Below are 20514 nucleotides of genomic sequence, written 5' to 3'. Positions count from 1 at the left end.
CGTCGCTCTTCCTACTGCCCCAACTTTGCAACAGCACCCTCTAGAATTAGCTAGGTCAGAGTATCTTTACTGGCATCGTTGCTCGGCAATAACGAAAGGCCTGTCAATTATGACGAGTATCCATGGACGCGATCCGGAGCAGTGGCAGGAGCTTGTCTCTGCAGCGGTCACATCCTTGAAGCGAACCGCACGCCTGGGGCGCAGCTCCAACTACACCGATCTCAATCGGGAGATCAGTGCAAGCACGGGCCAGCCAGGTTTCGATTTCTCATCCCCCGAGGGGAGAAACGCCATGGGTGACCTGCTCGGCTATGTGGTGGAACAAACCTATAACGAGCACCCAGAACAGAAGGTCATGCTCTCAGCGTTGGTGATGTACCTCAACGAAAACAAGCCGGGCAGCGGTTTTTACAACTTGGCGATCAGCATGGGCTTACTACCTCGTGATGCCTCCCCCGAGACGAAAGAGCAGTTTTGGATCGACCAGTATAATGCTGCTCTCGCCCTTTACAGCTCGAAGAAGCGTCGACATCCACGCCGAGATAATCCCTGAATCAGAGCAGGCACCCTGGTATCACGTCGCATCACTAATCCCCCCCTCGCATGTGAACTGCTCCCCAGGTGTTGGTGTCTGATTTCTCGGTCCAACTTCCGGGGAGCAGTTCAAAGGTGAATGAACTACTTTTCTTGAACCGCGTAACCAAGAAAGCTCTCGGCGAAGAACTTGGCATCACAGGTCCAGGCGTTAGTCGCAAGATCTATGGCCAAACTGCTTGGTCGGTCGAGGATCTCTATGCGGTCGCCGATTTCTTTGGAGTAGACGTAGTCGACCTTCTCCCCAAGAAGGTCGATGCAATGCAAGAAACCCCCGATTCGCTTTCGCGAACCGAGGGTTCCGGATTAGTAGCGGGGACAGGATTCGAACCTGCGACCTCTGGGTTATGAGCCCAGCGAGCTACCGAGCTGCTCCACCCCGCGACGGGTGTTATGTAATTCACCTGCTGCCTTAGCGGTTTGCACTGCATCGGCAACGTGTCCCAACTATAGTGATTGCCCCACTAAACACCAAATCCCCTGGCGAGAGGACGGCGAGAGGACACTGCACCAGGGGATATTAGTGCGATCTACTGGGTGTTGAGGTTTTGGTAGTCCTGCACCGCGCGGTCGAGTTCGTCGAGAGCGCTGCCGAACTCCTCGAAGGAGCCGCCGCGGGCGGTCTCGAGGTTGCGCAGAGCCGTGTTGATGCGGTCGAGTGCCTCGTCCGTGCTGCCGGAGGCCTCGGGGCTTACCGGGACTTCCGGCGCGGCATCCTCGCCGGTAGCGCCAGCACCATCGTCAACCACCTCAATGTCCTGGGCGGCGGCGGGGTTGATGCCCACCTGGCTCAGCGCCTGCGAGATCGTCGGCGCGTAGCCCACGCGGCCCTGGTAGAACACCAGCACGCGCAGGAGCTTCGGGAAGGCCGATTCCTGGTCCTTGCGCTGCGAGTACACCGGCTCGACGTAGAGCACCTCGCCGCCGCCGACGGGCAGCGCCAGCAGGTTGCCGTTTTGCATGTCGTTCGTGCCCTCCCACAAGGTGCGGTCGCGGGCGACCTGGTCGGACGACATCAGCGCATCCTGCACCTGCTTCGGCCCGGGGCTCTGCGTGTTGGTGGGCAGCACGCGAACGGTGATTTGGCCGTAGTTTTGGGGGTCCGAGGCAACCGACATGTGCGCGGAGAGGAACTCACGGTTCAGCCCGCGGTACGGGGTAATCAGCTGGAACGACGGCTCGCCGGTTTCCGGGTCGGCCGCGACGATGTAGTACGGCGGCTGGTTGAGCTCCTGGCGGCCCTCCGGCGCCGTCGGGTCGTTGGGCACGGACCAGAAGGCGTCGTTGTTGAAGAACACGCCAGGGTCGTCGACGTGGTAGCGCGCCAGAAGCTCGCGCTGGACCTTGAACAGGTCCTCCGGGTAGCGCAGGTGCTCGCGCAGGGCGTCGGAAATCTCGCTGCTCGGCTTCACCGTGCCCGGGAACACGCCCATCCACGCCTGGAGCACCGGATCTTCCTCATCGAACGCGTACAGCTCGACCGTGCCGTCGTAGGCGTCAACGGTCGCCTTGACGGAGTTGCGGATGTAACCCAAGTTGTCGTTGACCAGTCGCTGGGTCGTGCCGTCCGGGTTCAGCGCGTCCTGCGTGGTGTCCTCCATCGAGGTGCGCGTCGAGTAGGGCAGGTGGGAAAGCGTGGTGTAGCCGTCAACAACCCATTTCACGCGGCCGTCAACGACCGCGGGGTAGGTCGCGGAATCCGTTGTCAGCCACGGGGCGACACGCTCGACGCGCTCGCGCGGGTCGCGGTCGTAGAGGATTTTCGACTCAGGGCCGACGCGGTCGGACAGGATGAAGTTGAGCTCCTGGTACTTCAATGCGTACGCGGCACGCTTGAACCAGTTGCCGATTTCGACACCGCTGTCACCCTCGTAGGTGTAGTTCGTGTTGTCCGTGTCGTATTCGACAGGCCCCTGGCCGTTATCGCCCACGATGGCGTAGTCGAGCCCGTCGCTTGACGACGCAATCACCGGGCCGAAGTAAATGCGCGGCTCATCGACCTTGATGCCGAGCTCCTCGGCCTGGTCGCTCTGCGCAGCAATGGCGTTGGTCTGCAGGTCCGACACTGTGAAGATGGGCAACCCACCACGGGTGGAGCCGGCGTCTTGAGCCGCCTCATCGACGGTGTTGGCTTGCGCCGCGATGAACCCGTTGCCGTGGGTGTACACGGTGTGGCGGTTGATCCAATCGCGCTGGTTCTCGCGCAGCGCGTTCGGGTCAAGCTCGCGCGCCGCGACAACGAAGTCACGCATCTCGCCGTCGACCTCGTAGCGGTCCATCGCCAGGGTGCCCGGGAAGCCGTAGAAGTTACGCAGCTGTTGGTTCTGGGTAAACGTCGGGGCAATGATGTCCGGGTCCAGCAGGCGGATGTTGGAGATAGTCGCCTCGTCGGCTGCAACCTGCTCGTCGGAAACGTCCTCCGCGCCCCAGTTCTCCAGGTAGGTCACGTTGGCGTCGGTAAGCCCGTAGGCGAAGCGCGTGGCCTCAATGTTGCGGCCAATGTACTCAAACTCCTTGGCCTGGCGGTTAGGCTTCACGGAGAACTGCTCAAGCATGGCCGGCCAAATGCTGCCGATCACCAGCGAGGAAACGAGCATGAGCACGGTTGCGAGAACCGGAATACGGAAATCCTTGAACACAATGGAGGCAAAGAACGCCGCCGCGACGATGACCGCGATGACCATCAGGGCGATCTTCGCGGGCAAAGTGGCGTTGATTGCCGTGTACGAGGCGCCCGTGAAGATGTCGTTTTTCTGGTAAAGCAACGTGTAGCGCTCCAGCCAGTAGGTCCCCGCCTTCACCAACATCCACAGGCCTGCGGTGAGCGCGAGCTGGATGCGCGCGGAACGTGAAATGTGGCCGCGGATTCCATTCACGTTTGAGCCGATGCGGATCCCGCCGAGAAGGTAGTGCGCCACGAGCGCGACCACAAAGGCCACGACGAGCAGCATGGACACCATGCCAAGCAGCACGGAGATTCCGGGCAGCGCAAACGCGTAGAACCCGAGGTCGCGCCCGAACTGCGCATCGGTGACACCGAAGTCCCCACCGTTGAGCCAGAGCATCACCGTGCGCCACACCCGCTGCCCCGCCAAACCGGAGAACACAGCCACGATCAGCGGAACCCAGACCAGGAGCGTGCGCACTCCGGATTCGATCTGCGAGCGGTACGGCGACGCCGCGGAGAAGGGGTCAGCCTCGGCGCCGCCCGTCGGCCGGCCGCGCCAGGCGACCATTGCCGCGGCATAGGCCACCGCTCCGCCGAGCGCAGCGAAAATCACGAAGAGAACGACTCTGGTGAGGATCACCTTGCTGAACACGCCGCGGAAACCGAGGTCGCCGAACCACAGCCAATCGCTGTAGACACCCACAGCGAGCGGAACGAGGAACAGAATCAGGCCGAGGACTGCAATCGTGGCCATCAATCCGGAATTCGTCTTCTTGGCGCCTGGCTGCGGCGGGGTTAGGCGGGTAGCCAATCCTGCTCCTTAGGAATTAGGTTTTTCTTCAAAGGCAAACTTCTGTGTATAGCCTAAGTTGTCCAACGTTAGAGATACCGGAAAGGTTCCCCATGTCCGAGCAGCAGGCGCTGAACAAAGCAATGATGGAGGCTGTTGAGTTCGTCCACGCCGAGGGCTGGGACGCGGGTCCGACCTTGTTCGGGCTCGTCCCCACGTCCCTCCTCATCGACCAGCTCGACCCCGACATAGCCGATTCTCCCCTGACGCTGGTGGTGCAAGACCTCCCGGAGACGATCCTGCCTGGTTCGGAGGAACTGGCAGAATACGTCGCGCGTCTTGCCTGGCCGCGCGAGGTCGAGGGCGTGGTGCTGGCCCAGGAGATCTCGTTCGTCGATTCCTCCGCCCCCGCTGAGCAGGGCCCGCGGCCGGCGCGCTTGTTTTCCGGCGTGCTGCGCGGTGAAGACACTGAGCTAACCCTGTTGCAGCTGCGCCCCACGGACGAAGAGCTCGCCGAGCGCGGCCTGTTCGCCCACGACGACATCGAGCTGCGCGGCGGGCCCGGGGTCGCTCCGAATGTCGTTGCCGCTCTGCGCTACGGGCTCGAGCACGCCGTGGACGAGTCCGAGTAGGAGTAGTCTGCGATTATGTCTTTTTCCGTCGTGCGCCTTAGCGCCACCGCCGTCGCAGTCTGCGCTGCGATGGCGATTTCCGCATGCTCGACCCGGCAAGCAGAAGAGCCCACCACGGCTCCTTCCACCCCCGTGACCTCCTCTTCGGCTCAGGAGACGACACCGACCCAGGCGTCGTCAAGCACGAGCTCAACGACGACGAAGCAGGACGAGGAAGAAGCGGCCGTCGCAAAGGTCGCGGAGCAATTTTCGACGCTCGCCCCACCAGAGTTCTTCGATAAGCTCGACACGTGCGTCGCCGTCGACGTGGAGAGCTCCTTCGACTGCTCGGGCGCCAACGTCGGCCAATTCCAGTTCTTCGACTCGGACGCGAAGGCGGCCTCCACGACGCAGCTTCTCACCGAGCTGCGCAGCTCGCGCATCGTCGAGGACACAGGTGAGCGCGTCGTCGGGTGGTCGACGCTGGGCACCTCGGCGATTATCACCGTCGTGGACAACTCCACGGGCCAAGTGATGCAGCAGCTCGTCTCCTCGGATCGCGAGGACCCGCGCGAACGCATTATCAACCTCGGCCTCGTCGACGAAGACACCGCGACTGCAACCGGGTCTGAAACCGGGACCGAAACCGAGCAGAGCGAACCCTCCCCGGAGGCGGCGAGCTAGCCGCAAACCCGCACGTCTCGGCCTTCGCTGAAATCGGCCATGGCCGCCACGGCGTCGTCAAGCGTGGCGACGCTCGCGACCACCATATCCCCGGAGTCGACCCTCGATGCCTCCGCGCAATTGTCCGCGGGCGCGAGGAACAGCTCCGCGCCCGTGTCGCGCGCCCCGCGGATCTTGTGGGTGATGCCGCCGATCGGGCCGACAGTGCCGTCCTCGCTGATCGTGCCAGTGCCGGCGACGAAATTGCCGCCGTTGAGCGCGCCGGGCGAAAGCTTGTCAATCACCGCAAGCGAAAACATCATGCCCGCGCTCGGGCCGCCGACATCGTTGAGGTTGTACTCCACCGAAATCCCGCCCGCCGGCTCCGAAGTCATCAAAATGCCCAGTTGAGCCGCCCCCGGAGACTGCGGGTTCTCCCCGAGCTCAACCTCCACATCGCGTGGCTGCCCCTCGCGCGCAATACGCAGCGTGATGTCGTCTCCTGGCGCGTGGGCCAGCACCTCGTCCTGAACCTCGCCCGGCTGAGACACCTGAACCCCGTCCACCGCGGTGATCACGTCGCCTGCGGCAAGGACGTCCTGGGCGGCGGAATCCGCGACCACCTCGTGGACTACAACGGTGGTGGGCTTGCCCAGGTAGTTCATCGCCGCCACCGTCGCCGCAGCCTCGGAAGCGACGAAGGCGGCCTCATTAAACTTTTGGTAATCCTCCTCAGACACGTCCGGCGGAACGACCTGCTGCAACGGCACCAGCGTGTCCTGGGAACCGATCCACCTGCCCAGCGCTTGGGCGAGCGTCATGTTCGTGCGCACCGCGACCGTGGTCATGTTCAGATTGCCGGACGTCTCGTCCGTTGCCGCGCCCTCAATGTCGACCACGGGGGTGCCATCGATGTCCGCCAGGGTGTTGAATGTCGGCCCCGGCCCCTGGGCCGCATAGGGCACCGTCAATGGCACGTCAGTGAAGGGAATGTGGTCCACCGACAGCGCCAGGGCGAGCAGCCCCACGGGCACGGCACCCCACACGATGGTGGACCAGCGCCGTTGCCTCAAAGCCGTCGTCTCCGTCACGGGGCAACATCTTAACCTTTTGGCCCCCGGCGGCCCTATTCACGTTCGCTGTCAGCGTCCGCAGGCCCATCGCGTGCGTTCGGCTCGGCTAGTAGTGTGGTCGTATGAGCAACGGATTCGGTTTCTCCTTCCCCAACAACGACCCCAACGATCGCGACAAGGGCGACGGCGAGAACAACGGCGGCGCCGGCAGGGGCGGTGACAACCCCTTTGCCGCCTTCGGATTCGGCACGCAACCGGGCCAGGGGGGCAACCTGGGCGACATTCTCAACCAGTTCGGCCAGATGCTTTCCGGGATGGGCTCAAGCTTCAACGAGCAGTCGGGGGGCGACGCCGTGAACTTCGAGCTGGCGCTGCGCATGGCACGCCAGCGGATCGGCTCGTCACCGGATGTGTCCTCGGCGGATACGACCGCGGTCACCGAATCCCTGCGCCTGGCGGATCTCTGGCTCGATAACGCCACCTCACTGCCCGCCTCCTCGGCACAGCCCGCGGCCTGGAACGCGGAAGATTGGCTGACCAACACCATGCCGATGTGGAAGCGCATGGTAAATCCGGTCGCGGAGAACATGAACCGGGCGCAGATGGAGTCGATGCCCGAGCAGGCCCGCGACATGATGGGCCCGATGGCGGGGATGATGAACTCCATGAACGCGATGAACTTCGGCATGAAACTCGGCCACGCCCTCGGCGACCTCGCCCAGCAGGCTCTCACCGGCACCGACTTCGGCCTTCCCGTCGCGCCCCGCAACGTCGCTGCGATCCTGCCGAAGAACGTTTCGGCCATCTCCGGCGACCTCGGCGTACCTGGCCAGGAGGTGCTGGTCTATATCGCCGCCCGCGAAGCAGCGCGCCAGCGCCTGTTCACCCACGTGCCGTGGCTGGTTGAACGCCTCGTGTCCTCCGTGGAGGAATATGCCGCCGGGCTTGTGATCGACACCTCGCACATCGAGGAGATCGCACGCAGCCTCGACCTCGAATCGGGCGACCCGCAGCAGCTGCAGGAAAAGCTCGGCGAGCTCCAAGGCATTGATCTCACCCCGCGGGTGAGCTCGCGCAACGAGTTGGCCACCTCGCGCCTGGAGACGCTGCTGGCGCTGGTGGAGGGCTGGGTCGACGTCGTTGTCACCGAGGCACTCGGCGAGCGTATCCCGTCCACTCCACAGCTCGCCGAGGCGTGGGCGCGCCGCCGCGCCACCGGGGGGTCTGCCGAGCAGGCTTTCGCCAACATCGTCGGCATCGAGCTTTCCGCGCCCAAGGTGCGCGAGGCCGCCGAGCTGTGGCGCCGCGCCGGCACCGCGGTCGGAGCGCAGCGCCGCGACAAGGTGTGGGACCACCCCGACTTCCTCCCCACCGCCGAACACATCGATAACCCCGCGGCGTTCATCGACACCCTGCTTGACGACGCCCCCGATGCCGACTTCGACGCCGAGGTGGCCAAGCTCGAGGAGGAGCTGCGCAACCAGGGCGACAACCGCGACGCGGAGTAGCCTGCGCTAGGAGCCGAAGCGCTGGTAGGCCTCGAGGAAGCCCTTCGCCCGCTCGGCCAGGGGTGCCTTGTCGGCCAGCTCCCAAAACTGCGCAGAGTGCTCCGCGACGATCGTATGCGCCAGCTCGTGGACGATCACCGCGTCGAGGACATAGTCGGGTACGTGTTTGAGCCTGTCGCTGATGCGGATCTCGCCGGTGGCAACGGTGCACGAGCCCCAGCGTAAGTTCTGCCGGGGTGACCAGTGGATCGTCGTCACGCGCGCGCGAGAGTCCAGAACTTCCTCGTTGAGGCGCTGCGCGCGCCGCAACAGCTCCTCGTCCGAGCTGACCGACGGTGTGGCTTTGCGCTCGAGCCGGCCGAGCATCTGCTCCACCGCCTCGCGCTCTTGCCGGGCGCTGAACGTGGCCGGGATGCGCACCTCCACCACAGGCCCAATGATCCGGGCCTGCACGGTGCGCCTGCGCCGCGCGGAACGAATCACGCGCACTTGCTTGTTTGACCACATGAAAAGTGATTCTATCTGTGCTGCAATAGTGGTCGTGCAGCTGACGCCCACGACGCCCATTCGCCTCGCCCCCGGCGTGCGCGTTTTTGTGCGCGGGCGCAACGTACTGCAGTTCGGGCTCGACGCGACACGCTGTGGCGTTATCGACACCGCGCTTGCCGAACTGATCCAGCCAGTGCTGGCGCGCCTGCGTGCTCCGACTCCGCTGAGCGACGTGCTTGACGCCCTTAACCAGACCGGGATGGCTCCCGAGGCCGCCCGCAACCTCATCGACGAGCTCGCGGCCTACCGCATCGTCGTCGCAGAAGAGCCCCGCACCGTGCTCCTTGTCGGCTCCAGCCCGCTTGCCGACGCCCTGTCGATGCTTCTGCGCGCCTCCGGTATCACCGTGCGCACGCCGCTGGCCGACGAGCCACTGAGCCGGGGGCTCGCATCCGCCGACCCCACCACCCCGGCGGCCTTCGTCGACCAGCTGCCCAACGCTCGCGACATCGCCCGCCTGGTGCGCCACCGCAGCGGGGCGACGCTGCCCGTCTCGACCGTGGACGCACGCGTGTTCATCGGCCCGCTCGGCGTCGGCCGCGCCGGGCCGTGCCTGTACTGCGCCCACCTCTACCACGCACAGCGAGACGAGCAGTGGGAGCACCTCGTGGCCGCGCTCGATGCGACGCCCGCCCGACCTGACGCAGTGACTATCGCCGCTGGCGCCAGCGCCGCTGCCATGGTATTGCGGCGTCTCGCCGGGGTGCCCGACCCACCCGGTGTGTCCGCCAAGGCGCCAGCGCGCGGTGAGATGTTCGTCTCCGACCCCTACGGGCCGGTCCCGCTCGTGCGTTCGGTGCATGGGCCGCACCCGCGTTGCCCCGTCTGCTACTAGGGGCCTAGCTGAACTGACTCAGCGCCTCCAGCACCCCGTGCCCGAACTTTTCAACCTTGACCGGGCCGACACCGGAAATACCCAGAAGCTCCGCCTCGGTTGACGGCATAGTCTCCGCAATAGCGAGCAGCGTGGCATCGGAAAACACCATGTAGGCCGGTTGGCCCGCATCGCGCGCGACGTCGAGGCGCCAGGCTTTCAGCGCCAGAAACGCATCCTCGTTGTACTCCGGTTCGCAGTCCGCATGCCGGCCCAACGCTTTCTCGGCCGGGGTGTCGAGCGGGTTGCCGCACACCCGGCACGCGCGCGATCGCCTGAGCCTGTCGGGTGACTTTTCCACGTCGAGCTCGGGCGCGATCCCGTCGAGGAAACGGGTGCGGCTGCGCGATTTTCGCCCGCCTTCCTGCCGCGCCAAGGACCAGGACATGCTGAGGTGCTCGCGCGCGCGAGTGATGCCGACGTAAAACAGTCGGCGCTCCTCCTCTACCTGGGCGTCGCCGGCCTTGATCGCGTGCGAGATGGGCAGGGTGTTTTCCACCAACCCCACCAAAAACACCGCATCCCACTCCAGACCCTTCGCGGCGTGCAGGCTCGCCAGCGTGACCCCGTCAACGCTCGGCGGCTGCTTCGCCTCGGCGCGCTGGCGCAGGGAGCGCAGCACGTCCGTCAGCGTCGACGCCTCATGCGTGTTCACGATCTCCTCAATGAGGTCCACCAGGGCGTTCAGCGTCTGCCAGCGCTCTCGCGCCTGAGCGCCCTCGGGTTCTTGAGCCGAAAGACCCAGCGGGGCAAACGCCGCGCGCGCAATCGCCACCGGGTCGTCCGGTAGGTCATCCCGCCGCGCCGCGGCAACCAGCGTGTTGATCGCCTCCCGGATCTCGGCGCGGTGGAAGAAACCCTCGCCGCCGCGCACCTGGTAGACAATTCCGGCGTCGGCGAGTGCCGCTTCAAACGCCGCCGACTGCGCGTTGATGCGGTACAGGACCGCGATTTCGCGCGCGGGCACCCCGGCGTCGAGAAGCGAGCGGATCGCCCTGGCCACCTCGCGCGCCTCGGTTGGCTCGTCGTCATAGGAGGCGTAAGTCGGCGCCGGGCCGGGCGGGCGCATGCCCTCGAGCTCGAGTCGGGTGCCCGCGGCGCGGCCCGTCGCGCGCGAAATGACAGTGTTGGCTAGGTCGGTGACCTGCGGCGTCGAGCGATAGTCGCGTTGCAGCTTGACCACCGTGGCGTGCCGGTAGGTGCGCGAGAAATTCAACAGGTAGTCCGGCGTCGCGCCGGTGAACGAGTAAATCGTCTGGTTCGCATCCCCGACCACGGTCAGATCGTCGCGCTGCCCCAACCAGCCCTCGAGCACGCGCTGCTGCAGCGGCGTGACGTCCTGGTACTCGTCCACCACAAACGTCTGGTACTGGGTGCGAAACTCCTCCGCCACCGCGGGGGCGTTTTCCAGGGCTCCCGCGACGTGCAGCAGCAGATCATCGAAATCGAGCAGCATTCCCTCGGGGCTGGTCTTGGCCTCCTCGTAGAGGCGGTAAACCTGCGCCACTTTGGCCGGATCCGCTGGCAGGGTGCGCTTGGTGGCCGCGACCTTTTCCGCGTAGTCCTCCGCACCGATCACCGACGCCTTGGCCCACTCGATTTCACCCAGCAGGTCGCGCACCATGTCCTTGCCCGAGTCGAGGCCGGCGGCGCGGGCGGCACGGCCGACGAGGGGGAACTTGTTGTCCAGCAGCCGCCACGGCAAATCCCCGGCAATCTGCGGCCAGAAGTAGCGCAATTGGCGCAGCGCCGCTGAGTGGAACGTACGAGCCTGCACCCCGCCGATCCCAAGCACACGCAGGCGATCACGCATCTCTCCGGCAGCTCGCTGGGTGAAGGTCACAGCGAGTACCTTGTGCGGCGACACGACAGATTGGTCGATCAGATGCGCGATCCGGTAGGTGATCGTGCGGGTCTTGCCGGTACCTGCGCCCGCGAGGATGCAGACTGGGCCGCGCGGGGCGGTCGCGGCGACGCGCTGGTCGTCATCTAACAGGGAAAGATCAATTGCCATTGACGCCCTCAGCCTTGCCCGGCAGCTCCCGGGTGTGGCGCACGTAGAGGAGGCGATCTCCCGGCTCGACGGTCTCCGCCTCCGGCGAATCAATGCGGTAGAGCTCACCGGAGCGCACCACGCCGAGCACGATATCGGCGAGGTGGCGCGGGTTTGCCCCGACCTCGTCGTCGCCGATTGGGCGCTCCGCGACCGCGAACCCCTCGTCCGGGCTGAGCAGGTCCTCCACCATCTCGACCACGGGTGGGGTGACCGTCGCGATCCCGAGCAGCCGGCCGGCGGTTTCCGAGGACACCACGACCGAGTCCGCGCCCGACTGCATGAGCAGGTGCTGGTTTTCGCTCTCGCGCACCGACGCCACGATCATCGCGCTCGGGGCGAGTTCGCGCACTGACAGGGTGATCAGCACGGCGGTGTCGTCGCTGGATGGGGCCACCACCACAGAACGCGCCCGCGTCACACCGGCTACTTTGAGCACGTCCGACTTCGTGGCGTTGCCGTGCACGGTGACCAGGCCGCGCTTTTCGGCGCGCGTGAGCACCGCCGCGTCTTGGTCGACGACGACGATGTTGGACGGCGAGGCGCCGTCGGCGAGCAAAGCGTCGATGGCGGAGCGGCCCTTGGTGCCGTAACCGAGAACGATGGTGTGGTTGCGCACAGTTTTCCTCCACTGCTGGATCTGAAGGGTTTTGCGGGAATCTTCGGTAAGGACCGACAGGGTGGTGCCGACGAGCAGCAACAGGAACGCAATGCGTATCGGCGTGATCACGAAAATGTTCATCAGACGCGCGCCCTGGGTCACCGGAGTGATGTCGCCGTAGCCCGTAGTCGACAGCGACACCGCCGCGTAATAAAGGGCGTCGATAAAGGTCAGCGGCTCGGAATAGCCGTCGCGGTCGACGTAGACTATGACGGAGACGACCACCATCAGGATCGAGGCGTACAGGAAGCGGCGCAGGATGATCGCCCAGGGAGTCGCGTGCTCCGCAGCCGGGATGGTGACGACATCCAACAACGTGTGCACGTGCGCATTACTGACGTCGTCGTCGGCCTGAAACCAGCTACGCCACGTCACCCCCATGGGATTCCTGCGGAGTCTCACAGCTGCTTTTACTCCTTTTCCTCGGCTGAATCTTCAAGGAACTCTATCCCCTCCGCCGAAGATTGCCGAAGCAACTGTTCCAACTCATCAGAACCCGGCAGGTCGGAGGGCACGAAATCCTCTCCCGTGCGCACGTAGAAGAACACGGCGCGCACATCTAGGCCGTCACCCGCTATCCGACGCCACGCCTCGCGGTAGACCGCCAGCTGCAGCATCGCGCTTTTCATCTGTGCCGGGGCCGGCTTGGTACCCGTCTTCCAGTCGACGACCGTCCACCCGTTGTCATCCATGAACACCGCATCCATGCGACCGCGGACCACCGACTCCCCCAGTGCGAGCTCGAAGGGGTGCTCCACGAACGCGGGGGTGCGTCGCGCCCAGTGGCTGCGCTCGAAATTGTTCTTCAGCTTTTCAAGGGTGCGCGTCTCCACCTCTGGCTCATCAACGCCGGGAAGCTCGTCTTCGGTCAGCAGCGGCCGAGCGCCGTAAAACTCCTCCAGCCACTCGTGGAACGCGGTTCCCCGCTTGGCGTAGGTGTTCGGCTTAAACGGAACAGGCCGGCGGGCACGGCGAGCGAACTGTTCCGAGTCAGCGCTGAGCGCCACCACGTCAGAGGCGGTGAGCTCACCCGGCATCATGACAGGTACTTCCCCGCTGGCGGCAGCGAGGTGTTCCTCGATCAACGCGCTCGTATCGCGCTCCCACAGCCCGTAGAGCTCACCGTCAATGTACTCGGGAAGGCTCTCACGGGCCCGCGCGACCAGCTCGGCGGTCTCGGCATCACCCGGCTCGACCTGAAGGTGGGGCCACAGCCCGGTGCGCTGCGGTACCGCGTTGTCGTGATCGTCTTCCTGCTCATCCACGTCCGCGGAGCTGCCGTCGTACCAGTGCACGACGCTGGTTTCGGGCACGAGATCCCGGATCGCGGCGAAATGCTCGTAGGGCTCGGCAACTTTTTTACGGCCCGGTTTCACTGCGGAACCGGTGACGATGAGCTTGCGTGCCGAACGGGTCACCGCCACATAGAACAGCCGCGCGGACTCTTCCGCCAGCTTGGTGCGCACGGCCGCGACGTAAGCCTTGGCGGCTTTGGCGAATTCCGTGCGGTTTTCGGCGTCAGCAAAGGCGTCGAAATCCTCGTCGGGCACGAGCTGGGGTTGTGTGAGGAAGGTCGCAGTGCGGGCTTTGTACGTCTCCGCATCGGCCCGGATCACCGCAACCGTGTCCCACTCCAGGCCCTTCGCCTTGTGGGCGGTGAGGATTTGCACGCGGTCGGTGCGCACCGGCACGTTGCCCGGGGCCAGCCCGCCCTCGTGCTCGCGCGTGAGCTCGAAGTAGTCCAAAAGCGCCGTCAGGCTTGTTCCGGGGTAGGAAGAGACCTCCTCCAGAAGGCGGTCGAGGTGCACGGTGCCTGTCGACGACGGCCGTGCCAGCACTTCCGTGCGGATCCCGAAAACGGAGATGATATCGGCGAAGACATCGGGCAGGCGCTTGCCCAGCGCGTGGGTGCGCAACCAACGCAGCTTGGACGCCACTGCCTTGATGCGGCGTAGGCCGTCGGGCGTGTAGCGCTCGGTTTCTCCGAGATCCGCAACCGCGTCGGTCAACCCCGCCGGGGTGTCGGCACCGGCGGTGATGCGCTGGGCTTCGGCGACCGACTCTTCGAGCTGCGCCTCGAAGTGAGTGGTCGGGTCGGCGGCCTCATCCGGCTTCGGCGCGGCAGGCGCCGCGCCCCGCAAGTTGGCGGCGCGTCGCGACAGTGCATCAAGGTCCGCCAGCCCCAGTCCGACGGCGGGGCCGGCCAGGATGCGAAGCGCGGCCGCGGAATCCCCGGGGCGCACCAGCATCGACGCGATGGCGATGGTGTCGGCGACCTCGGGGACGTCGAGAAGGCCGGCGAGCCCGACGATTTCGAAGGGCACGCCGCGCTCCTCGAGCGCCTCCGCCACCTCGGGCGATGTCTTGTTCTTGCGGACCAGCACGGCCGCGCTGAACGGCTCACCCGCGGCGCGGGCGGCATCGTACTGTGCGGCGAGGTTATCCGCGACGAAGTCGATCTCCTCGTCCTCGTGCTCGAAAAATCCCAGTTCGACCTCACCGGCACCCGCGCCCGGGCGCGGGTCGAGCGCGGCGACGACGCGATCACTTCCGGTGCCCAGCAGGGAGTCGGAGACACGGTTGGCCAGGGCAAGCACTTCAGCCGGGTTGCGCCACGACGTGGTCAGCTGTTTCGTGGGCGCCGGGGCGCCTGTTGGCTCCGGGAAGTCCTCGACGAAAGCGGCGAGGTTGGCTGCGGTGGCACCACGCCAACCGTAAATCGCCTGCATCGGGTCCCCAACGGCGGTGACGGTCAGCGGGTGGCGCCGGGGTTGGTCCGCGTTGCGCCCCTGCCCGAACAAGCTGCGCAAGAGCACACGTTGGGCGTGTGAGGTGTCCTGATACTCGTCGAGCATGACCACCCGGTAGCGTTGGCGCTGCGACGCGCCGACGAACTCGTGGTCGTGAGCGAGCCGCGCGGCCACGGACATTTGTTCGTTGAAAGTGACTAACCCGCGCTCGCGCAGCTGAGCGTTGAGCTCCTCGACGAGCGGCAGGTAGGCGCGGCGCAGTTGCTGGGTGTCACGCCAGCCGGCCATTTCCTTGGTAAAGGTCGCGGGATCGCCCCTGCCGGGCAGGGATTCGGTTTCGGCGAGAAAGTCATGCACTTCCCCGGCGACGTACTCCGGTTGCATCAGAGAGTTGCCCATCGCGGTGTTGAGGTCGAGGACGTTTGCGACGACCGTGGACACGCTCGGGTTCTTTCCGCCTTCTGCCACCAGGCTGCCCCGGTATCCGAGGACGACTTCGTGGGCGATCGCGTGCAGCTCCGCATCCGTGATCAGGCGCGCGTTCGGTTCGACGGGAACCAACAGCCCGTATTCGCGCACCAGGTCGCCGGCGTAGGAGTCGTAGGTTGCGACGGTCGGCGCGATGACCCGCAGCGTGTCTGCGAGCTCACCGCTCGGGTCGAGGCGGCGCAGCAGGGCGTCGTTGGCGGCGAGGACACTTAGCCGGTCCCGGATGCGTTTGCCCAATTCCTGCGCTGCTTTGCGGGTGAAGGTCAGCCCGAGTACCTCTTCGGGGCGCGCGTAGCCGTTGGCGACGAGCCAGACGACTCGCGCCGCCATCGTCTCCGTCTTGCCGGCGCCCGCACCCGCGACGACGAGCAACGGCCCGGGGTCGGCCCCGATGATGTCCGCCTGCTGCTCAGTCGGCGGGTAAGCCTGACCGAGGTACTTCGAGAGCACCGCCGGGCTCATCGGCGTGTAAGAGGCTTCAGCCACGGGGAACCACCTGTCCTTCGGGTTGTACGGGGCACAGCGCTCGCACCGCGCACCTGTCGCAGTGGGCGCCAGTGGAGGCGAGCAGCCGCGGGCCGGTCACACGTTGCGGCAGCGGGGCGATGAGCTCGGCGAACTGCGCGAGACGCTCCTCGCTTTTTGCCGTCTGCTCCCTCGTCGCCGCCGCATCCCTGTCCACCTTGGGATAGACGAGCACCGCACCTCCGACCGTGTTGGGGGTCTCGCCCGGCGCGGCGCTACGCACCGTTTCGCCGTCGATCGCACCGCGGGACAGCGCTAGCTGGTAGGCCTCGAGCTGGGGGTTGGCCTCGGCATCGTCCTTGCTGGGCACACCGGAACCAGTTTTCAGGTCGACGATATGCAGCGCGCCGCTGCCATCGCGCTCAATGCGGTCCGCGCGGCCGACAACGCGCAAACCCGGTGAGATCTCCACGTCGATGTCCGCCTCGACAGCGACCTGCTCGAACGCCGAGCGGGACGTCTGCAGCCAGCGGTGGGCGCGTTGGAGCATCGCTTCGAACTCGGCGATCTCGCGCTCGACCTTCCACTGTGGCGCGTCATCGACGCTACGGCGCGCTTCGAGCACTGCGTTGCGCGCGAAGGTTTCGTCCACCCCGCGGCCGACGGCCTCGAAGTAGGCGTGTGCCATCGAACCCCACACCATGTGCAGCGAGGAATCGAGCCCGACCATGCGTTGGAGCACCTCGCGCATGGGGCAGGCAAGCAGGCTTTCGATGCGCGAGGGCGAGAGCCTTTCCGGAACGGCGAGCGCCTCGTGCGATGCGGCCTCGGTCGTTGTCCACCACTCTTCGGGGTCTGCGCCGGGCACGCCTGCGTCGGCGAGGCGCGCGAGCTGGCGCGCGGCTTGTCGACGCCCCGCCTCGCCGATGCCGGAATCGTTGAGCGCGCGGCGCAGCTCCGCGATCACGTCGTCGCGCGCGAGCACGCGAACGGCGGTGACCTCCTCCGCCCCAGCGGCCGGTGAAGCAGACGTGGACGCGGTAGTCACGCAGGCGGGGGCGATGTCGTGGGTGGTGCAGAAATCCTCGACGAATCGCGACGGCTGGATGACTTCCTCGCCGTCAGGCTCGTCGACGGCCGTGACGAGCACGCGGTGGGTGGCCCTGCTCACGGCCACGTCAAACAGGCGTTTCTCCTCCGCCAGCCGCTCCGCTTTTCGGCTCACGGGTACCGCGGGGTCGACGTCGTTGTCGACCAGGTCGACGAGCTCTTCCTGGCCGAACATGGTGCCGGTTTCCGCCAACGAGGGCCACTGCATCTCCTGGACGCCCGCGACGATGACGGTGTGGAATTCGCACCTCACCGCGCCGTGCGCGGTGAGCACGGCTACCGCGTCCGGCGTCGCGGTGCGCCTGTCGCGCACGCCGGTGGGCAGCACCTGTTCCGAGATGTGCGCGACGAAGCCGGCGACGTCTGAGCCGCCGACGCGACGCTCGACATAGTCGCCGGCGGCGTCGAAAAGCGCCATCACGGAGTCGAGGTCGCGGTCGGCTTGGGAGCCCGTCGCCCCGCCGCGCAGCGCAGCGATGAGCAGGTGGTTAGCTAGTCCCGTCGCGTTCCACACCGCCCACAAAACGTCCTCGATGCTGCCGTGGGCGAGCTCGGCGCGTCCGGCGTCGAGTACTTCCCGCACGTGGTTGAGGATGGAGAGCTCGCGCTCGGTGAGCACGACACCGAAATCGGGCAGGGGCTGTGTCGAGCGCAACAGGTGGCGCAGGGTGTCCTCGGCGCGTTCGCCTGGTTCCCAGCGGCGCAAGCCGCGAAGCAGTCGGCGCAGGGTGACCGGGTCGGTGCCGCCCACTGGGCCGAGCAGCAGCTCGCGCCACTCGGCGGAGCTCAACTCCCCCTCGAGCGCGCGCAACCCAAGGATGAGGGCGGCGACGATGCGTTGCTCGCTCAAGACCACATCGGTGGGGTTCACCATGACCGGAACGCCGGCGTGCAGTAGCGCCCGGCGCACGGACTCGATTGAGCTGGCCGAGCGCACGATCACGGCCATCTCGCGGTAGGCGACGCCGCCTTCGAGGTGCGCACGGCGCACGGTGTCGGCGACAAGGGAGTTCTGGGCCGCCGCGCTGTCGCACACCGCAGCCTGGGCAATGGGTGCGCGCCGCGATTCACCGAGGTCGATGACCTCGTGCGGCAACCCTGCGAGGTTGGCGAAAAATCGTGGCGACGCCCCGCGGAAGCGGAACACGCTTTGGCCGAGGTCACCACCGACGACCCCGAGCGAGGCGCGCTCGACAAGTCGGCGCACCAGCTCACCCGCCGCGGGTGCGAGGTGCTGGGCATCATCGACAACGACGGTATGCCAGCGCTGTTCGATTTCACCGCGCAGCACCGACGAGACGAGCTCGGAGGCGCTGACGAAGCGGGCCGGGTTAAGCGCCATGACCTGCTGGTATTCATCCAGGAAATCGCCGGCTGCGGACCAGATCGGGCGGTTGTGCACCTTTCCCAAGTTGCGCAGGGCGTCGGGGGTGAGCTGGCGCTCGACGGCGCGCAGGAGGAAGTCGCGCAGTTGGCGGGCAAAGCCCACCATGGGTAGCGCGGGGCGCAGCTGCTCCGGCCACGTCCCGCGGCCGTCCTCGGCGTGGCCTTGGAGGAGCTGGCGGATTGCGGCGTCCTGCTCGGCACCGGAAATCAACCGGATGTCGCCGCCGGCGCGTTGGCGCAGTAAAGCGAACGCAAGGGAGTGCACCGAGCGCACCATCGGCTCATCGATGACGAACCCGGAGGCCGCCAGCCGGTCGGATAACTCGACGCGCAGGCGTGCGCCGGATTCCTTGGATGAACTGATCACGAGGATCCCGCGGGGATCGGCGCCTGACTCGACGGCCTGCACGACGGTATCGATGAGAAAGCTGCTGACTCCCGAGCCCGCCTCGCCAGTGACCTTCCAGATACCGCTCGTCGGGATGGCGTGGGCCCACGAGCGCTGCTCGGTGCGGCGGCGGCGCGGCACCAGGTAGGCCCGCGGCGGCGCGGAAGGAGAGTTGTCTACCACCATGGGCCCCGATTGTGCCAGGTTAGATCGACAGCAGGGCGCGAACCCGCTCGAAATTCGCACTCGCGTTCGATTGACCCCGGGTAGACGCGCCCGTCAGCTCACGGAACTCGCAGGCCCGCAGCGCCAGCGCCTGAAGGTCCGGGATATGCGCCCAGCGAGAGACGATGCGCTCATCGACGGCCTCGTTGAGCAGAGCGTCGACAAGCGTGAGCGCCGCCGTGTAACCGCGCGGGCGCGGCTCCGCGGACGGCACGATGTCCGTCAGCGCCGGCGGCAACGTGCCCGAAAAAAGGCAGCACGCGAAGAAGTCGAGGTGGGCGACGGACACCGGGCCGGGTGTCGGCACCGCATCCCACACCGCGCGATCCGCCTCCGCCCACACGTCGGTGCGCTCGACCGTCGGGGCATCCACCCCGGCCATGGCCGCGTCGAAAGCGAGCGCTGCGGCGACCGCCTCGTCGGCACGCGCCGCGGTGTCGCCCTGAATGAACTCACTGGCCCTGAAACCGCCGACGACGACCCTGCCGTCAGTGGCGCGCACGGGCCGAGCCACCAGCACGCCCGGCGAGGTGAAGCGCTCGCGCACCTTCGCCGACCACGCGGAGGTCGCTGTCGCGGCCGACACCACCACACGGTCGTAGCGCGCTCCGAAATCCCACGCCGCGCCCAGCTCCACCAGTGAAGTCCCCTCGACCTGGAAAGCGGATAAAACGTGCCCCGGAATTGCCATGCCTTTGTCCCCCCCCTTAAAGAACGGCCGGACGCGGGTACGGCCAGGGATTAGCCAGGCAGGTTTCGTTCGAGTCCGGGTACACCTCGTCGTGGTCGAGGCTGTGCAGCTCGGCGTTATTCAGGCTGATCGTCTGCTGCATCATCGTCGGCGCCAAGGCGCCGTTTTCCGGGCAGGCAACGTGCTCGGCGAAACCGAGGGCGTGGCCGACCTCGTGGTTGACCAGGTACTGGCGGTATCCGCCCAGATCGCCTTCGAACGGGGCGGCGCCGCGCACCCAGCGGGCCTCGTTAATCACTACCGTGCTCACGCCGGTGGCCATTGTTCGGCAGCTCGTCTCCAGGCCGAGGTCGGCGCCGCAGGTGGCCTTTGTCGTGCCAGGCGAAGTCAGCTGGATCTTCAGGTCGGGGTTTTGGTCAGCGGCGACGTGCTCGAAACCGAAGCGCGCATCATTGGTCCAGCCGCGCGGGTCCGCCAGGGTGGCGTCGACAAGCGCGGCGAACGCATCATCGCCACCGTAGGCGTTGGTATCCAGACCGTTTTCCACTTCGACGACGTAGCGCAAGACGAGCTCTTCGCCCTTGCCGACCGCAGCTCCGGGGACCCCGATGGGGCGAAATGTGCCCTCGCCGCTCTCCGTGTACGGCCCGCCCGGCGGCAAATCCTCCAAGCCCACGGTGCCTTCCGGCAGAGTCGCCGGCTCTCGCGCCGCACTGCTGTCGTCTTTGTGCGCCGTGTCATCGCGAGGAGTTGCAGAGGTGTCCGCCACCGGCGAGGCTACCACCGCCTCCCCCGGGTTGGAGACCATGTTGACGAGCACGAACACGGTGATCACGGCCAGCACCGGAATGGCGTAGGCACGCCACCCGTACTCGCGGGCGAAGCGCGCGAAAAACGACGACTCCCGCTCGCGAGTCTCGGGCCTGTCGTAGGGTGCGTGGCCGTGCCTGTGAGTCATGCGCCTTA

General features: G+C 66.2%; 14 protein-coding genes and 1 tRNA gene. 5 read left to right on the top strand and 10 right to left on the bottom strand.

Features of this window, described 5'->3' with window-relative positions:
- Positions 1-553: hypothetical protein (locus HMPREF0298_RS11535; protein WP_211205415.1), on the top strand; the 553-nt coding region annotated here is incomplete at its 5' end.
- Between the two features lie 351 nt (positions 554-904).
- On the opposite strand, the gene HMPREF0298_RS03195 is transcribed toward HMPREF0298_RS11535, so the two are convergent.
- Positions 905-978 (bottom strand) — tRNA-Met (locus HMPREF0298_RS03195).
- 146 nt (positions 979-1124) lie between these two features.
- The gene (locus HMPREF0298_RS03190; protein ID WP_040422227.1) at positions 1125-4073 is read right to left on the bottom strand and encodes a UPF0182 family protein; all 2949 of its coding nucleotides are present in this window, start codon (positions 4071-4073) and stop codon (positions 1125-1127) included.
- 92 nt (positions 4074-4165) lie between these two features.
- On the opposite strand from HMPREF0298_RS03190, the gene HMPREF0298_RS03185 reads away from it, so the two are divergent.
- The gene (locus HMPREF0298_RS03185) at positions 4166-4684 is read left to right on the top strand and encodes a PPA1309 family protein (RefSeq protein WP_006839658.1); all 519 of its coding nucleotides are present in this window, start codon (positions 4166-4168) and stop codon (positions 4682-4684) included.
- Positions 4685-4699: 15 nt separating this feature from the next.
- Positions 4700-5347, top strand: coding sequence for a hypothetical protein (locus HMPREF0298_RS03180; RefSeq protein WP_006839657.1), 648 nt, complete (start codon positions 4700-4702; stop codon positions 5345-5347).
- Here HMPREF0298_RS03180 and HMPREF0298_RS03175 read toward each other — a convergent pair.
- The gene (locus HMPREF0298_RS03175; RefSeq protein WP_006839656.1) at positions 5344-6417 is read right to left on the bottom strand and encodes a YlbL family protein; all 1074 of its coding nucleotides are present in this window, start codon (positions 6415-6417) and stop codon (positions 5344-5346) included. The genes HMPREF0298_RS03180 and HMPREF0298_RS03175 overlap by 4 nt on opposite strands.
- A 104-nt stretch (positions 6418-6521) precedes the next feature.
- On the opposite strand from HMPREF0298_RS03175, the gene HMPREF0298_RS03170 reads away from it, so the two are divergent.
- Complete coding sequence (locus HMPREF0298_RS03170) at positions 6522-7907, top strand: zinc-dependent metalloprotease (protein ID WP_006839655.1); 1386 nt, start codon at positions 6522-6524, stop codon at positions 7905-7907.
- 6 nt (positions 7908-7913) lie between these two features.
- On the opposite strand, the gene HMPREF0298_RS03165 is transcribed toward HMPREF0298_RS03170, so the two are convergent.
- The gene (locus tag HMPREF0298_RS03165; protein WP_040422226.1) at positions 7914-8414 is read right to left on the bottom strand and encodes a SprT-like domain-containing protein; all 501 of its coding nucleotides are present in this window, start codon (positions 8412-8414) and stop codon (positions 7914-7916) included.
- Positions 8415-8448: 34 nt separating this feature from the next.
- Here HMPREF0298_RS03165 and HMPREF0298_RS03160 point away from each other — a divergent pair, with 34 nt between their 5' ends.
- The gene (locus HMPREF0298_RS03160; RefSeq protein WP_040422424.1) at positions 8449-9291 is read left to right on the top strand and encodes a hypothetical protein; all 843 of its coding nucleotides are present in this window, start codon (positions 8449-8451) and stop codon (positions 9289-9291) included.
- 4 nt (positions 9292-9295) lie between these two features.
- Here HMPREF0298_RS03160 and HMPREF0298_RS03155 read toward each other — a convergent pair whose 3' ends face one another.
- Genes HMPREF0298_RS03155 through HMPREF0298_RS03130 form a run of 6 tightly spaced genes read right to left on the bottom strand, consistent with a single transcriptional unit; the run spans position 9296 to position 20506 of the window.
- Positions 9296-11344, bottom strand: a complete 2049-nt coding sequence (locus HMPREF0298_RS03155; protein WP_006839652.1) for an ATP-dependent DNA helicase UvrD2 — start codon at positions 11342-11344, stop codon at positions 9296-9298.
- Positions 11334-12425, bottom strand: coding sequence for a potassium channel family protein (locus HMPREF0298_RS03150; protein ID WP_006839651.1), 1092 nt, complete (start codon positions 12423-12425; stop codon positions 11334-11336). The genes HMPREF0298_RS03155 and HMPREF0298_RS03150 overlap by 11 nt, the downstream gene beginning before the upstream one ends.
- Positions 12426-12454: 29 nt before the next feature.
- Positions 12455-15745: an ATP-dependent helicase gene (locus tag HMPREF0298_RS03145; protein ID WP_006839650.1), complete on the bottom strand. Its 3291-nt coding sequence runs from the start codon at positions 15743-15745 to the stop codon at positions 12455-12457.
- Between the two features lie 16 nt (positions 15746-15761).
- Positions 15762-18818, bottom strand: coding sequence for an ATP-dependent DNA helicase (locus HMPREF0298_RS03140; RefSeq protein ID WP_006839649.1), 3057 nt, complete (start codon positions 18816-18818; stop codon positions 15762-15764).
- A gap of 19 nt (positions 18819-18837) precedes the next feature.
- Positions 18838-19548: a hypothetical protein gene (locus tag HMPREF0298_RS03135; RefSeq protein WP_006839648.1), complete on the bottom strand. Its 711-nt coding sequence runs from the start codon at positions 19546-19548 to the stop codon at positions 18838-18840.
- Positions 19549-19564: 16 nt separating this feature from the next.
- Positions 19565-20506 carry a DUF3152 domain-containing protein gene (locus tag HMPREF0298_RS03130; RefSeq protein WP_006839647.1) on the bottom strand — a complete coding sequence of 314 codons (942 nt, stop codon included), beginning with the start codon at positions 20504-20506 and terminating at the stop codon, positions 19565-19567.
- Positions 20507-20514 lie beyond the last annotated feature (8 nt).

The sequence above is a fragment of the Corynebacterium lipophiloflavum DSM 44291 genome (genome assembly GCF_000159635.1).
Classification (GTDB): Bacteria; Actinomycetota; Actinomycetes; order Mycobacteriales; family Mycobacteriaceae; genus Corynebacterium; species Corynebacterium lipophiloflavum.
This window is presented reverse-complemented; position numbering and strand designations above follow the sequence as displayed.